Raw genomic sequence first — 15,497 nt, forward strand, 5'->3', positions numbered from 1 at the left:
AGCGTTTTGTCAAGTACCTTTTCTTATTTATTGACGCCTTATTTTGAACAACAAAAAACAGCAAACCTGTTTGATTTGCTGTTAATTAAACCGATACATAATATTAAATGATATCTGTCTTTAATACAAAATTTTTGAACGATAGCTATTCCTTCAACTCAAGTCAATCAAATAATTATTTACTAGATAACTTAAATTGCTCTTCTTTCTTATCAAAACTTAGTAAATAGTCTTTTCCTCTTTCAACATTAAGCTCCACTTTTGCAGGTCCCCATGTTGTAGTAACATTTTTATGTAACACTCCTGGTCTAGTATATGTGTAAGTTACTTCTAAAACAATATCTCCTGGATCTGCACAAACTATATATTTTGCTTTTTCATTAAAAATAGCAGCTTCACCACTGATTACTCTAGCATATAATTGTTTTTGAGTGATTACATTATTTCCGGAAGAAAGCTCAATTTTCACCGCATTAGGATGTACAGCTAACCATTTAGTCAAGGCATTTTTGTTCATTTTAATTGACACAAACGAAAAAACAGCCACTAATATAAAGATTGCAATCACAACATAAGCATATACTCCCATTGAAAAAAATGCTTCTAAATATTTCTCCATTTTCATCCTCCTTTTTAATTATTTTTATTAACATCATTTAATTTAATTGTTTTGCTTTTTACTCCAACCACTCCTAAATCTTCAATAAGTTCATTATATTTTCTTTTTCCTAGCGAAGATAAATCAAACATTTCCTTATTACCATCTTCTGTATAAAGATATAAGAAAAACGAGTCGTTGTTTCTTTGTTCTGAAGAAATATGAACTTCATTTAGATTATAGTTAAATTCCTTTTTTCCATCGTTTATTAATAAACCATTTCCATTTATAATTATTTTAGTTCTCAATTGCCTAAATATACTTATTACAACCAAAATAATGATGATAGAAGATATAATAATTGCAACTTTATATCCTCCAATTACTCCGGAAATTAAAAATGCAACAAACACTCCAAAAATCATTATTATTAAATTATAAATAAACGCAACTAGGCTTCTTCTATATATTTTCTCCAAAATTAACCGTCCTTAAAGTACATTAATGATACTAATGTATATCTAATTTTAAGCACAAAATTACGTATAAATTATATATCTTTGTATACAAAATGTCAATCTTATTTTTTCACCATGCGCGCAATATTTATTCATATTTCTTCACTCAAAAATTCGTTTAGTATCATACTATTATTTTAATTTTAGGAGTGTAGCTCCCATGTATCAGTGTTTAGCTGATATGCTCTCTGCAAGAGCCTTCGGAGAACGCACACACCCTTTAGGGTGTATAATTGCGCCCTTAGAAAATCTAAGGGAGATTTGATTATTTTATTTTTCTTAATTTGCTCTCATTATTCTTAGTGTTTCTTTAAATTCTTTTGTCTTTGTTGCTTCTTCTAGTGGGATTTTTATTTCTTCATCTGTTAGTTCTTCTGCATTTTCTATAAGGCTTTCTAAGATTGCTCCTCTTGTTATGAGCCTATGAGTTCTTTCTTTTCTTCTTTTTATTATGTCTTGTTTTAATATCTTCTTTTCTTGATTTTTTAGTTGCCTTAATCTTTCTTCTTTATCATCAATTTTATCTTTTATTTCTTTTGATTCTTGTCTTATCTGATCTAATTTTTTCATACTTATATCCTTTCCTACAATAAAAAAGACGACTAGATTTTTATTTTTCTAATCGTCTTTTTTCTAAATGTTATACATTTCTATATTACATTTTAGTTTTACGTTTTCTATATATCTTTCCATGTAATCCCAATCTGGAATGTTATAACTTTTTGTTTATCTTTTTTATCATATTTTTCTCACAAAGATAAAAGATGTAGGCTATTAGTAGATAAATTCTTCTGCCATTTTTATTTATATTATTAGAGCCCCACTCAATTTTAAAGCCCATTTCAGTGATTTTTTTCAAGCCTCTTGTAAATTATCAACCCTACATGATATGTGACTCAATTTTAACATTTATTTTATCTCCTTATTATATTTTCCAATTTTCTACTTTACCCCTGATTCTCATAAAACTTCTATATAGTCCCTCTTCTTCTATTAAATCTCTGTGTTTTCCTCTTTGAACAATTTCCCCATCGTCCAATACAAGTATTTGGTCTGCATCCTCTATTGTTACAATTCTATGGGCAATAATAATTACAGTTTTTCCTTTACTTAAATTAGATATGGCTCTTTGTATTAAATATTCATTTTCTGGATCTATGCTAGATGTCGCTTCATCTAATATCATACGCCTTTATCTTATATGAATTTGCATGTATAGATATTTGTATAGGAATGGTTCTTGTCTTGTTTTTAAGATATGCTCACATTCATTAGATTGAAGTTTCTTTCGTTTATATTTCACTCTAACCCATCTTCATACAACTGTTCATGGCTTCTATCTATTTCTGATAATTGGTTCTTTTTAAGCTACAGCCCCTTAAAACAAATAGCCAAGAAGTTGAATTGAACATTACAAGTTATGAATTTTTAGTTAAACCAAAACGGTCAGTAAATATGCCAAAATTAGGCTCACGAAAAAGAAGATTATAATTTTTGCAATCTGACTTTTCCCATTAAAACCAAAATTATCATAACCCTTAGCACCAACCGTCTCTGGGTAAACTTTAGTCGGCAATTTTAACTTGGTAAGCATGAGATAATCAAAAAAGATAATATCAAAAAGCTTATATCCTTCAAATAGTATTAAAAATCTAACAAAGGCTTGCTGAAAAGTTAAACTAAATTTTACTGTATCAACAATTGCCCAGCCTAGAACAGCTGCAATGGCTAGCAATCCAAGTATCATGATAAGTCCGCCGATTATATTGACCCAAATCGGTTTATCTGGCAACTTACTCATCATAACTTTGATATCATCAGGTGCGCCGAAATGCTTCGAGCCAAATTTCGGTATAATAAGTATAAAATTCACCATCATAATTGATGCTGTTAAGCAGATGATTGTTAACATACCAAGTGTTTTCATCAATTTAGTTTACCTCCTCTCTTGAAGTATAAACCATTTCGTAAATGGGAGCAATTTTTCTTAGTTGTGTCAACTAAATTCGTATAAATTTTCTTGCTAGTATTAGTGCTATACTTTTTTACAATTTATATAGTTATTTAAAATCTATAATCACAGATGTCTTATTGTCAATGTCATTATACGCATACAGGTCATGTATTAAGAAGTTTTGTAAATTCTCAAATAAATTACTCACAAAACTTTGGATTCCAATCTAAAAGATATTTACAAAATCATTGACAAGATATAAAAACACCCTATATAAAGATTACAATTCTAAAATTGTAAGTAAGCTATCACAAATTATACATTATTTCAATAAAATTTTAGAAACCCTTATTAAGATTTTCTTTGATCCCTTGTAAATCAAGTGTAAAGAACTATAAGAATTTAAATCTCTTTTTCAAATTCATCTTCAAAACTAATAATATCATTAGGAGTGCAAGATAGAGCCTTACATATTCTTTCTAAATTCTTAAATGTAATTGGTTTATCCTTGCCCATTTGTGCCATAACATTTGTTGTTAGTCCCGCCATAGCTATTACATCTGTTTTCTTTAATCCTTTTTTTGCTAACTGTATCCATAATGGTTTATAGTTAAGTGCCATAATATCCCTCTTTTTCTCTTCATTAGATTTATTTAATTATAGTATAAATATTGATTTCATTCAATCTTACATTGATTTAGTGATTTGTTTTAGAGAATTTGTTGTGTTATTCCGTCCTTATTTTGAGTAAAAAAAGACGATAGAGTTTAATTATCTATCATCTCTTTCGTTTCTATTTAATTATTTGACTCGACAAACTGGAATTTGTCGCTTATTTCCATTCTTGGCTAAGGATTCGCATCATTATAAAATCGCTGTACTCATCGTTATAATAATATGCCTCTTCTAAAATACCTTCCTGCTTGAAACCGATTTTCTTGTAGAATTCCAGTGCATCTGTATTCAACCCTACCACGCCGATCGAGACACGATGCATCTCATAATCATGAAATGCCATGTCCAGCATGATGCGGATTGCTTCCGAACCATATCCTTTATGCTGCATTTCAGGGTCTGGAATAATAATCGTCAGATCTGTTTGGTGCCACGCGGGAAACATACGGAGCAAACCGGTCTCGCCAATAATATTACCGTCAAAATCAGTAATCGTAAACCAAACCGAGTCTTCCGATTTGTGGCTGACGTTAATAGTTCTTTTCTCCTCTTCTTCATCGGTTGTCTTCTCAAATCCGCATTGAAACATAACCTGCGGCTGATTAAACCAATAGGCGAAAAACGGAGCGTCTTCTTCTCTTTGCCTGCGCAGTATAATTTTTTTTCCTCTTATTTCTTCATGCTTCATATGGCCTTGCAGTCCTCTCTTTTATCCCGATAAATTCTAATTTATCTAATTCTATTATATCAAATAGTCTACTATTTTTAAATAATCCCTCGCCCGTGTAGACTCTTACAGTAAATATTACAATCTTGTTATCACTGTATTACCATTTATCTTAGTTTTACCCTTTCGTGTAATATACTTTTCAATATCAAAACCATTTCTCTCATCATAATCTTCCAGCAACTTGTAATTCTTATGCTTTGTAATATGGAATTTATAAGATAAGAAAGATCTTACTCCACAAACAAGTTCAAGCACCTACATATCTTTATTCAAATGAGGACGAATGTATTCGCAAACTCTATCATATACTCCTTTGTTTTTTTCATACAAGGAGCATATAGCTTAGCAAATTTATCCCAAAATTTTTTATTGCTTTTATCAATCATTTCAACGCTTCTTTAAATATAAAAATGGTCCTATCAATCTTTATATTTAGCCTATTTTCTAATTGATACCTTGCAAGAAAAGAATAATAGCTGTTCCTATACCAAGTAGGAATGTCATAAATGCAGAAAGTCATATGCTGGCATTCTTTCCTATTAAATCATTTTGAAGTGCCTCAAAGCATCCATGATGGCTTCTTCTTTTTCAGGTGTACACTGTGGAATAATTTGTTTCTCCTTTTTAGACTTGTTGTAATGTTCTCGTAATTCTATTCCACATTTCCTTTTTATCTGTGCAATATATAATGTCGAAACTTTTAATTCAAATTTATTCCCAACATATTCTTTGATTTGAGCATATGTTGCTTTGCTCTCCGCACTGGTCAAATCAAGCTCATCCAGCTCAATTTCAACGTCTATATGCTTATCGACATCGAGTTTGGACAAAAGTGCTACCGTCTCAACCCCTATGGTTATGGGGAACATATCCACGCTCGTAGATGGAAACATATCAAAGATTGGCTCTCGTTTGTAGGAACATATCGACTGTAATTATTTCATTTTCAAGCCTTTATCGATAGCTTCCTGAATAATCTTATGACAACAAACTCCCAACGGATTGTTTTCTTTACAATTAGAATTTTTCATTGCCCCAGTGATGACATTTACTTCTTTTACGGATTTCGCGCCATGCTTTACAACTGCTTCAATTACCTGATTTTCTGTGACTTCGCTACAATAACAAGCATACTTAGGATCTGCATCTTTCTTAACCCAGATAGGAACTCTAACTTGGTCTTTCAAGAATTTTATTTCATTATCTAAGTTATAGTAAACAACGTCGCAGTCCTCGTTCATGCAAATCTTATATTGATCTCCGTTAACAGCATTACGATAATCATCTACCACTAGATGTTCAACAGTTACTTTACTAACGGAAATCCCTTCATTATTACATACAGGACAATTGTCTTTAATTTGATCCGGCTTTTCTGTTTTGCATCCACAACAACATTCATTATTAATCTTCATATTCTTAGCCTCCATATTTTCATTATAATTTCTTTTTTAAACTAGGTAAAACCAATTTCATATACTTGTCATTTATTAATAGCGTCAAACATTTTAGCTGGTGTTAATTTACTTAGCTCCCTGTTGTCAGCCAACGCACGTGTAGCTTTTTTGTGTATAAACACATCAGCGTCATGTTACCCATTGCTCGGCATTCTTCTAATGAACCCAAATACATGGAATGGCAACCCTTTTTTAGACAATTTATAACCGAACATTATCAAGCTTGAAAGTTTCTTTAGATTATAAAATATATTCTCAGACAATCAAGGGTAAAGGCTTCGCCCAAATTTCGTTGAAATTTGCCCTTGACAGTCTGTTCATATATTTTATTTAATTTATGAAACTTCCAGAGCTTTTTATTCTGCTTTTCTATATTCTACTGGTGTTTTATATCCTAAAGATCCATGAATTCTTAGGTTATTATACCAATATACGTATTCTGCTAATTTTAGATTAAGTTCTTGGAAATTAGTAAAGTTCTCCTGATATATGAATTCTGTCTTCATTACTTTATTGACTACTTCGCTTACTGCGTTATCATATGGGCTTCCTTTTTTACTTAGCGATCTTTTTATCCCAAATACCTTTAATATTTCTTCTATTTTTATATTTTTAAATTCTATTCCTCTGTCTGTGTGAAATATTTTTATACGATTTAGTGGCTGCCTTATTGAGTAAAATGCTTCTGCTACTAGATTTGCATCTTTGTTTTTACCTGATGAGTATCCTATTATTTCACGGCTGTTTAAGTCTATTATTAAACATATATAATTCCATGTTTTTCCTACTCTTACATATGTTAGGTCGCTTACTATTGCTTCTAAATAGTCTCTATTGTCAAATTATCTATTTAAAAGGTTAGGGATGTCTTCTTCGTTGCATTTGGATCTTATTACTTTATATTGTGCTACTGTATAGTTTGAGACTAGGCCATTTTTCTTCATTATTCGGCCTATTTTTCTTCTCGATATTTTATATCCAATTTTCCCTAGTTCTTTTTTTATTTTGCGTGTTCCATAGTTGTTTCTACTTCTTCTGAATATTTCTTTTATTTCTTCTATTAGTTTTTCATCTTCATCTAATTTCACATCTTTTTCTTTGTTCAAATGATAATAGACTAAACTTCTTGTGACCCCAAGTAGTCTACACATTGCACTAATGCTATATTTATCTCGGTTCGAGATAATGAGGTCTATTTTTTGCCTAACAGTAGTGCAGCTTGCTTTAAAATATCATTCTCCATTTCAACCTGTTTCAATTTTTTACGAAGTCTGATTATCTCTTTTTGTTTCGCATCCACATTATCAAAATGGTTACTCTAAGCAGCACACCAACTATTTATTTTTTGAGTTTTAAACTTTGGTAGAAGTCTTGAACTCTTTATATTTACATAACTATTTGCCTCTATCACTATTATGACACGAAACCCTGCACAATGATCTAAAATTTTCAATCTTAGATATTATTTAAATCATTCCAAAATGCTCTAAAGCATCTTCGATTGCTTTTTCTTTTTCTTCTGGGCAATTTGGCACTCTTTGATTTTCTTTCTTACTAAAATTATAATTTTCTCTCTCTATTAGACCATGTTTCCTTTTTATTTGTGCAATATATAGGCTTGAAACTTTTAGTCCGTATTTATCTAACACATACTTTTTAATTTCTCCATAAGTTGCGTCTTTTGAAAAGTCAATTTCAGATAATTCATCTTCCCCTATTTCTATATCTAAATGATGTTCTGTATTTAGTTTGGACAACAGAGCTACCGTCTCCACATGTGTTGTCAATAGGATAGGAATACAAATTATTAACCTCGTCGCTTGAATGAGGATACAATTTGTTGTCAGTTTCCTCATTAACTTTCTTGGCATTTTTTCTTCTGCTCTTGAATAATCTTCCGTCCTGAGAATCTTTTTTTCCAGTCTTATATATGATAGTAATCATTGCAGGATCAATTTCACCTTCATCGTTAGTTCCCCCAATGATGATTTTATCTACTATACTTTCAAATACTGCCCTATCAAATTCCTCAAGATATTTATTGGACTCAAGTAATTTTTTAAACCCCTCGAGCCTTTTCTTCAACGCTTTTTCATCAGTGAGTGTTACTTCTAAAGTCCTTTTTTCTGCAAGTAATTTCTCTTTACTAATAGCTATTTCATTATACTTATCCTGATATATATCCATGCTGATTGACTCATTCAGCCTTAACTCAACAAGATCCTTTTCTTTCTTTAGTATCTTATCAAGTTGATTTGTTATCTTCTTCAGGTCTTTAGCTAAACTGTTGTCTTTCAATTCTTCTTCCACAGTTTTAAGGAATTCATTAGTAATTTCAACATTATTGTGGCATACCTGACGATAACTTTCCATGAATGCTTTTTCTATGGCTTCTTCTTCAATCCCTTTACTATGCGGACAATACTTCTTTCCGTTTTTAGTAGCATTGACACACTGCCATATAACTTTTGTATACTCTGAACTCGAATGCCAATTTCTTCTTGAAAGATTATGACCACAAAATCCACATTCAAGCATACTGCTAAAAGCATATTTTCTTGAATACTTTTCTCTCTTACCGCCATTATTAGCAACGGTATTTCTGTTTTTTGACCTTCTTAATCTAATACCTTGAGCTTTTTCAAAATCTTCTTCCGAAATGATTGGCTCGTGATGGTTCTCTATATAAAACTTATCCTGTTCTCCGAAATTATCCAATCTTCTCTTTGAAATAGGATCAACCGTATAGGTCTTTCCCATCATAAGATCCCCTTTATATTTCTTATTTTTTATGATTCCTAAAACTGTTGTTTCCGTCCATCTTTTATTTCCTCTTGGCGATAAATATCCTTGTTCTTCAAGTTCTCTGGAGATTACCATACCGCCAACACCTTCAATATATCTTCTGAAAATATATCTTACAATCTCAGCTTCTTTTTCATTGATAGAAATGCTTTTAGTTTCCGGATCATAGTCATAGCCTAAACACCCTTGAAAGCCTACCATTTCTCCTCTTTCCATCTTCATTCTCAAACCTTTTTTGACATTGGCTGAAATGTTCTCTACTTCCTGTTGCGCAACTGAACTTAAAATTGTTAAAAGCAACTCTCCGTCCATTGTTAAGGTGTTTATGTTTTCCTCTTCAAAAAAGACCGCAACATTAAACTCTTTCAACTTTCTTACATACTTTAAGGTGTCTAATGTATTTCTTGCAAATCTTGATATAGACTTTGTAATTATCATATCTATATCGCCGTTCATACAGTCATTTATTAATCTTTGAAAGTCAATTCTTCGATCAACCTGTGTTCCTGTTATCGCCTCGTCAGCATATATTCCGGCAAGAGTCCACTCTTTATTTTTCTGTATAAATTCTGTGTAATGTTCTACCTGAGAATTATAGCTATTAATCTGATCTTCAGTATCCGTACTAACTCTGCAATAAGCTGCCACTCTCTTTATTGAGCGTTGAACACACCCTGATGCAGTTCTTTTCAGTGTGGTATCACCTTTAATAACTTTAACATCCTTTTTCACTGCACTGCCTCCTTTTTGTATCTTTCTATGCAGTTCTATTATACCACACTTGCAAAACATTATAAATATAATTCTGTAGAGATATTATACTTTTTCATCAGCTTTAGTTTTATCTTTTTATATTCAATATCACTGAGCAAGTGCTTAGAAAGTAACATAGACAGCATAGATAATTGGAGGCTATATCTTAATAGTTCATTATTCATTCTAAATCCTCCTCATATAATTTTATCTAAAGTTTTATGACATTAACGGGTGCTTAGGATAAGCAACATTGGAATCTCACCACCGCCCCTGTTAAGATGAGCCGGCTTTCACTAAAGAAGTATCATTATCATTACTTAGGTCATCGCTCGCAAAGTTATCCTCGTTCTTTGCTTTAAGAAAATTTATTTATCGCTCGTTTCCTTCTATCCTTGTCTTTGACAGTATTCATTTAAACCGAATTTCTTCAGCAGGAAAGTCATGGCGTAAATTCCTTACGCTCACTAAGTAATTAAAAGTCCCGTCATGGTCTATTCAGTTTTCAAGGAACAATAGCCTAACGGCTTTAAGAGAGATTCTCTTCAACTTTATTGTTTTCATCACTTCTTTAAAAAAATATAAGGACAGATCTCCCTTCAATTTATAAAGGAAAATCTGCCCCCATCTACAAGGCGTTTACTTTATAAATTCTTTCAAAAGCACCTTTAGCTTTTTAAGAATATTGTTTTTTCGCCATTGTATAGCTTGATAGCTTACTTTCTTACTTCTTGCTACACTCGATAATGTTTCATCATTAAAATACAAACGCTCTATGATGTCCCTTTCTTCATCATTCAGCCTTGACATAGCCTTTCTGACTGTTTCAATTAAGATCTGAGTTTCAATTATTTTTTCTACATCAACGTTTTCATCAGCGATGTTATCTATAAAATGTCCATCATGATCCAAAGAGGAAAAGAAAAGCAGGTGGTTTTTTCTGTCCACCTGCTCTAAATACTTTTCGTGTTCTTTTTCTCGCCAGTAGACTTTATAAATATCTTCACTGACTTTTACCTTTTGCCCTCTGACATAAAGGTAATACTCTTTTGCCATAAAGTTTCCTCCATTTCTTTTTTGTCTATTTGTTTTTCAGACAAAAAAGGAGGACTCCTGCATCTTGGCATAAGAAGTCCTCTAAAATGAAAGAAACCTGTTCTTTCTTTTACTATATTTAATTATTTAGACGAGAATATGGAAAGACAGACAACTGTAAATCTTATAAGAAAAAGGAAGGATTTTGTTTTGAGTTATAACTTCAAAGAAATATATAGCTTTTATCATATCCTGTCCCTCCATTTTACAACTAACTATTCCTCATAAATTAAGCCCTTCTACTATTTCAGGTGTCCACGCACATAATAAGAATTTTTATGCTTGTACTTTTTCTTTGCTCATCTTATTTAGTTCTCCAAGCATCATGAAGATTCCAACAACAATCATAATGAAATCAACAAGGGGCTGTGTGAACCAAACAGCTTTTACTCCAAATACCATTGGCAAAAGAATCATTGCAGGGACAAACAGGAATAGCTGTCTAAGCATAACAATAATCCCCGCTTTCTTTCCGTTTCCAATAGATTGGAAAAATGTAATGCTCATGACCATTACTCCATATAAAATAAATACGGAATAGAACAGTCTGAAATTTCCTACCCCTTGTTCTATGATATTTGTCTCTACTCCAAACAAAGAAAGTATCTGACTTGATAGCAATAATGATGGAATCCAAAAGATTGCCGCAAGCACAAGTCCTCCGATAGAAAATACCTTCATTGCTTGCCTTACTCTTTCATATTGCTTTGCTCCGAAGTTTGTTCCGATAACAGGCTGCAATCCTTGACTCATTCCCCAAAGTGGAATGAACGAAAAGGCATATACACGAAGCGATGCTGCCATCAAAATTCCATTTGGATCTCCGCCATACTTAAATGCCATTTTATAAAGCATAGTCTGTTGAATCATGAACAGAAGCTGCATCATCATAGCTGATGAGCCTACTCCAAACATTTCTTTTTTTATTTCTTCATCGGACTTAATCTTATGAATTTTAACGACTTTACTCTTTTTCAGGAAGTAGTGCAGCGTTACAACCGCCTGAACAAACTGTGCTGTAATCGTTGCAAGGGCAGCACCTTCAATGGCGTATTCACCCATAACTGTCATTAAAATCGGATCAAGAATGATATTCAGTAAAGCTCCAAGTCCCATTATCATCATGGCTTTTTTCATTAGACCTTCGCCACGCATAACCATGTTTGCGGACTGTGTAAAATTTACAAAGAGGGAACCGATAAAGATTACTCTTAGGTATCTGATACCATAAGCTTTGATCTCGGTCAGGTGCAGGAAATAGTCGCTGTCCATCGTGAGAAAGCCACCGTCCCGCAGGGTTGCTACTACATGGCACACACTGGGCTTTGACACCTCCATGTGCCGAGCCACATCTACGGAGCGTACCATACCGAGTTTCTTTTGAAGAACAAGAATGGTTTCCAGATAGTCCTCCCCGGACGCATGAAGTTTCATTAAGACCTCCCTTATGCAGATAATTTCTGTTCGGCGTTCCACATGGCCGCATACTTTCCGCCTTTAGCCAGCAATTCATCGTGAGTACCGGCTTCAGCAATCTTTCCGCCAGATACCACAAGGATTTGATCTGCATTTTTGACGATGGAAAGGGTATGAGCAATCATTACCACAGTCTTTTTCTCTTTCAGCAGATTGGCGATGGCCTGCTTTACTGCCAGTTCGTTCTCGATGTCAAGGGACGCCGTTGCTTCATCCAAAAGCAGGATCGGGCTGTTTTTCAGGATAGCGCGGGCGATTGAAATTCGCTGACGCTCACCACCCGAGAGAAGGTTTCCGTTTTCGCCGGTCGGCGTATCGTATCCCTTTTCCATCTTGCGGATGAAGCCGTCACAATTAGCCTCCCGGCAGGCAGCCTCGATTTCCTCGTCCGTGGCATTGGGGCGGGCGTGCCGGATATTCTCACGAATGGTATCATCAAAGAGAAATACATCCTGATCTACCATCGAAATTTGTTCCAACACACGCTCAGCGGATATAGGACTGATTGGCTTACCGCCGATACGGATTTCGCCGCCAGTCGGCTCATAGTATTTGGCGATCAGGTTCAAGATGGTGGATTTACCGGAACCGGAATCACCAACAATTGCAGTCAATTTCTGATTTGGAACTATAAAGGAAGTTTCCTTCAAAACTGCTTCGCCAGGAATATAGGAGAAGTCCACATTATCAAAAACAATCTCATAATTCTTAACTGTGAACAGTTCTGTACTGCCGTTTTCTTCTGGCTCATGGATTACTTTTAAAATATTGTTTTTTGAAATCACAAGGTTTTTGTAGCTAAACAAATCTACTGAAATTGCCCCGATTAGCTTTGCCAGCAACATAGGGAGCATACATAAAAGCAGAAAATCAATCGTCTGAATTTCTCCTGCCATCCACGGAGAAATCCCAATAAACATAATAAAAGGAACCATAAGCCAGTTAATAATGTTAAAAGCAAAGTTTATGGGAATACCATGTGCTTCATATTCAAAGCTGACCTGACTGAACAATTGCATTGCTTCTGTGGTTGCCTTATTTTTTGTGCCAGCCACGCCGTATGCACGAAACGTCTGAATACCTTCTATATATTCCACAATGCTGCTTACTGTTTCAGATGAAACCTTATTTTTTCTGGTTCCATACTTTTTTACCGTTCGGAAAGAAAGCCACATTTCAGGAATCAGCATGGAAGTAGAAAGCAAAAGGATCCCTCCTGCGGGCAGATACAAATAACAGATAAATACAATAACCATAACGGCCAGAGCAATATTTTTGGTCAAGTTACTTACCTTGTGTGTCAATATTTGTTCATAACTATTTACATCGCATGTCATTGTATTTACATATTGCCCCACCTGCCCATGTGTGAAGCGAAAGAGAGGAATCCTCTTAAATTTATCTCCAAGGAAAAGGCGAAGATTTTTTGAAACGGCAGCCCCGCCGATCTGGTTCTGTGTATAACCTATACTGTAAATAAGCACTCGCAAAGCATAGACTACGCACAGAATTCCTGTGATCGTTAAGATGTCTGTTGTAGTTGTTTTCTTGCCGAGCAGGATCTGAATGACTAGGTAAATCGTCATATAACTGCATCCAGAAAGAAAACCTTCAATAACCGTGAATATCACGCCTATATTAAAGTGGATATTTTTATGCAATGGCCCTGTTTCTTTCATTATGCTTCATCTCCTTTCCCGCCATAGACGATTTTTCTTGAAGCATTGTAATCGCTCCATGCCTTTCTATAATAATTATTTCTGGAAAGGACTTCTTCATGGGTGCCTGCATCGGTTATCGTGTGATTTTCGACAATTGCCACTTTATCACACATTTTAACTGCACCCAAACGATGTGCGACAATCAAAACGGTTTTCCCTTTGCAAAGATTCTCAATTGCCCGATCTATTTCCAACTGATTTTCGGGATCGGCTGCACTTGTGGCTTCATCTAATATCAGAATAGGAGCATTTTTTAAAATAGCTCTTGCAATCGCTATCCTTTGTTTTTCTCCGCCAGAGAAACGGGAGCCAAAACTGCCTACTTTCGTATCATATCCATCTGGCAAAGACATGATGAAATCATCAATCTGTGCCTCTTTTGCGGCTGCCCTCACTTCTTCCAGAGTGGCGTTACTGCCCATTCGGATATTCTCCAAAACACTGTCGCGGGTCAAAAACGTCTTTTGAAATACAATGGATATGTTTTGAAGCAATTTTTCATAGTTTATGTTTTTTACATTTATACCGCCGATTAATACCTGACCTTCCTGCACATCGTAAAATCGGGAGATCAGCTCAATGACTGTGCTTTTACCAGCACCGGAAACACCAATCAGAGCTATTTTCTCTCCTTCAGTTACATACAAACTGCAATTCTCCAGAACATTCTTTTTCCCATCATATGAAAAGGAAATGTTTTTAACGGCAATATCACAATGTGTAGGAAAATCCCCATCGCTTTCATAAACAGGCAACTCCAGTATTTCCTTTGTCTTAGTAACTCCATTCAATGCCTGTGCAAAGGTTGTTCCTAACTGCTGAAGTGGAAGTAGCTCAGTTAAATATAGAGAACCAACATAAGCGAAAAGCAAAAACACACTGGAAGTGATAGAATTTCTTAAAAACAGCATTCCACCAATAGGAACCAAAAGAACCATTCCACATTCCAGAATAATAATGAAAATTGCAAAGGGAGGTCCCATTTTACGCGAGATCAAATTCCATACTCTGCTTTCCTCTTTAATGGCATCCGAGAATTTTTTGAACGATTTACTTCCCATATTATAGGCTTTAATTAACCGCATTCCGCGAATGTACTCAATCATAATCGAATTAAATGCAATAAGAGATTGGTTTGAATCATGCATGATACTTGACATACCCTTAAAAAGATGTATCATAACAATTCCTGCAATCGGAAGGGGAATCAAAGAAATTATCGCTAATGGAATGTTTACTGTCATTAAATAAATAAAAATGACTATCGGACCAGTGAGATAACTTACCAACTCTGGAATATTATGAGCAAGGCATAGTTCCAGTTTTTCAATATCCTCATTTAAAACAGTTTTGATTTCTCCCGTGCTATGATCATCCAGTACGCCTAACGGAACTTTTGCCAAATGTTCCACTATCATACAACGTACACGATATAATGCACCATAAGCTCCTTTATGAGAAAGAACGCCTGAACAAGCCAAAGTAATCATACGCAGGATAGTTGTTGCAGAAATCAGTACGATATTATTCACCAATAACCGTTGTGTTATATTTTCGGATAAAATCGCATCCATAAGGTTATAAATGCCAATATACGGCCCTATTACAAATAAGCCGCTTGCAAAAGCACAGGCGACGGACGCAAAAAGATACCGTTTACTTTTCCCCGACCATGACAAAAGAAGTTTTATTGGGTTTTCTTGTTTCTGCTCCAT

The 15,497-nt window shown here is 34.2% G+C and carries 14 protein-coding genes and 3 pseudogenes; all 17 read right to left on the reverse strand.

The window, feature by feature from the left end:
• Positions 1-175 precede the first annotated feature (175 nt).
• The 17 genes and pseudogenes from LV469_05050 to LV469_05130 all read right to left on the reverse strand — a co-directional run bounded on the left by LV469_05050 (position 176) and on the right by LV469_05130 (position 15,497).
• Complete coding sequence (locus tag LV469_05050; protein ID UHR02019.1) at positions 176-619, reverse strand: hypothetical protein; 444 nt, start codon at positions 617-619, stop codon at positions 176-178.
• A gap of 14 nt (positions 620-633) precedes the next feature.
• Positions 634-1,077, reverse strand: coding sequence for a hypothetical protein (locus LV469_05055; GenBank protein ID UHR02020.1), 444 nt, complete (start codon positions 1,075-1,077; stop codon positions 634-636).
• A 318-nt stretch (positions 1,078-1,395) separates the two neighbouring features.
• The gene (locus LV469_05060; protein UHR02021.1) at positions 1,396-1,686 is read right to left on the reverse strand and encodes a DUF3847 domain-containing protein; all 291 of its coding nucleotides are present in this window, start codon (positions 1,684-1,686) and stop codon (positions 1,396-1,398) included.
• Between the two features lie 355 nt (positions 1,687-2,041).
• A complete protein-coding gene (locus tag LV469_05065; protein ID UHR02022.1) occupies positions 2,042-2,302 on the reverse strand; it encodes a hypothetical protein in 261 nt (86 codons plus the stop codon).
• A gap of 246 nt (positions 2,303-2,548) precedes the next feature.
• Complete coding sequence (locus tag LV469_05070) at positions 2,549-3,043, reverse strand: hypothetical protein (GenBank protein UHR02023.1); 495 nt, start codon at positions 3,041-3,043, stop codon at positions 2,549-2,551.
• Between the two features lie 429 nt (positions 3,044-3,472).
• Complete coding sequence (locus LV469_05075; GenBank protein ID UHR02024.1) at positions 3,473-3,691, reverse strand: helix-turn-helix domain-containing protein; 219 nt, start codon at positions 3,689-3,691, stop codon at positions 3,473-3,475.
• A gap of 211 nt (positions 3,692-3,902) precedes the next feature.
• Positions 3,903-4,433 (reverse strand): GNAT family N-acetyltransferase, encoded by a 531-nt coding sequence (locus LV469_05080; GenBank protein UHR02025.1) that lies wholly within the window; start codon positions 4,431-4,433, stop codon positions 3,903-3,905.
• A gap of 581 nt (positions 4,434-5,014) precedes the next feature.
• The gene (locus LV469_05085) at positions 5,015-5,344 is read right to left on the reverse strand and encodes a 23S rRNA methyltransferase (protein UHR02026.1); all 330 of its coding nucleotides are present in this window, start codon (positions 5,342-5,344) and stop codon (positions 5,015-5,017) included.
• A 66-nt stretch (positions 5,345-5,410) separates the two neighbouring features.
• On the reverse strand, positions 5,411-5,890 hold the full coding sequence (locus LV469_05090) for a (2Fe-2S)-binding protein (GenBank protein ID UHR02027.1): 480 nt from the start codon (positions 5,888-5,890) through the stop codon (positions 5,411-5,413).
• A gap of 398 nt (positions 5,891-6,288) precedes the next feature.
• Positions 6,289-7,223 (reverse strand): annotated as a pseudogene (locus LV469_05095) (IS3 family transposase).
• 175 nt (positions 7,224-7,398) lie between these two features.
• Positions 7,399-7,689, reverse strand: a complete 291-nt coding sequence (locus LV469_05100; protein ID UHR02028.1) for an RNA methyltransferase — start codon at positions 7,687-7,689, stop codon at positions 7,399-7,401.
• Positions 7,637-9,469 carry a recombinase family protein gene (locus LV469_05105; protein ID UHR02029.1) on the reverse strand — a complete coding sequence of 611 codons (1,833 nt, stop codon included), beginning with the start codon at positions 9,467-9,469 and terminating at the stop codon, positions 7,637-7,639. The genes LV469_05100 and LV469_05105 overlap by 53 nt, the downstream gene beginning before the upstream one ends.
• A 660-nt stretch (positions 9,470-10,129) precedes the next feature.
• Positions 10,130-10,546: a sigma-70 family RNA polymerase sigma factor gene (locus LV469_05110; protein ID UHR02030.1), complete on the reverse strand. Its 417-nt coding sequence runs from the start codon at positions 10,544-10,546 to the stop codon at positions 10,130-10,132.
• 315 nt (positions 10,547-10,861) lie between these two features.
• Positions 10,862-11,893 (reverse strand): annotated as a pseudogene (locus LV469_05115) (polysaccharide biosynthesis C-terminal domain-containing protein).
• Positions 11,894-11,917: 24 nt separating this feature from the next.
• Positions 11,918-11,953: pseudogene (locus LV469_05120) on the reverse strand (hypothetical protein).
• A gap of 77 nt (positions 11,954-12,030) precedes the next feature.
• A complete protein-coding gene (locus LV469_05125; protein UHR02031.1) occupies positions 12,031-13,740 on the reverse strand; it encodes an ABC transporter ATP-binding protein/permease in 1,710 nt (569 codons plus the stop codon).
• On the reverse strand, positions 13,740-15,497 hold the full coding sequence (locus LV469_05130) for an ABC transporter ATP-binding protein/permease (GenBank protein UHR02032.1): 1,758 nt from the start codon (positions 15,495-15,497) through the stop codon (positions 13,740-13,742). The genes LV469_05125 and LV469_05130 overlap by 1 nt, the downstream gene beginning before the upstream one ends.

The organism is Peptoniphilus sp. GNH (assembly GCA_021307325.1).
In the GTDB taxonomy this organism is placed as follows: domain Bacteria; phylum Bacillota; class Clostridia; order Tissierellales; family Peptoniphilaceae; genus KA00134.

Excerpts from the sequence above, each read along its gene's own strand:
- LV469_05050 (UHR02019.1), bottom strand. The coding sequence starts at position 619 with ATGGAGAAATATTTAGAAGCATTTTTTTCAATGGGAGTATATGCTTAT.
- LV469_05060 (UHR02021.1), bottom strand. The coding sequence starts at position 1,686 with ATGAAAAAATTAGATCAGATAAGACAAGAATCAAAAGAAATAAAAGAT.
- LV469_05065 (UHR02022.1), bottom strand. The coding sequence starts at position 2,302 with ATGATATTAGATGAAGCGACATCTAGCATAGATCCAGAAAATGAATAT.
- LV469_05070 (UHR02023.1), bottom strand. The coding sequence starts at position 3,043 with ATGAAAACACTTGGTATGTTAACAATCATCTGCTTAACAGCATCAATT.
- LV469_05075 (UHR02024.1), bottom strand. The coding sequence starts at position 3,691 with ATGGCACTTAACTATAAACCATTATGGATACAGTTAGCAAAAAAAGGA.
- LV469_05080 (UHR02025.1), bottom strand. The coding sequence starts at position 4,433 with ATGAAGCATGAAGAAATAAGAGGAAAAAAAATTATACTGCGCAGGCAA.
- LV469_05085 (UHR02026.1), bottom strand. The coding sequence starts at position 5,344 with ATGTTCCCCATAACCATAGGGGTTGAGACGGTAGCACTTTTGTCCAAA.
- LV469_05090 (UHR02027.1), bottom strand. The coding sequence starts at position 5,890 with ATGAAGATTAATAATGAATGTTGTTGTGGATGCAAAACAGAAAAGCCG.
- LV469_05110 (UHR02030.1), bottom strand. The coding sequence starts at position 10,546 with ATGGCAAAAGAGTATTACCTTTATGTCAGAGGGCAAAAGGTAAAAGTC.
- LV469_05125 (UHR02031.1), bottom strand. The coding sequence starts at position 13,740 with ATGAAAGAAACAGGGCCATTGCATAAAAATATCCACTTTAATATAGGC.
- LV469_05130 (UHR02032.1), bottom strand. The coding sequence starts at position 15,497 with ATGGAGCAGAAACAAGAAAACCCAATAAAACTTCTTTTGTCATGGTCG.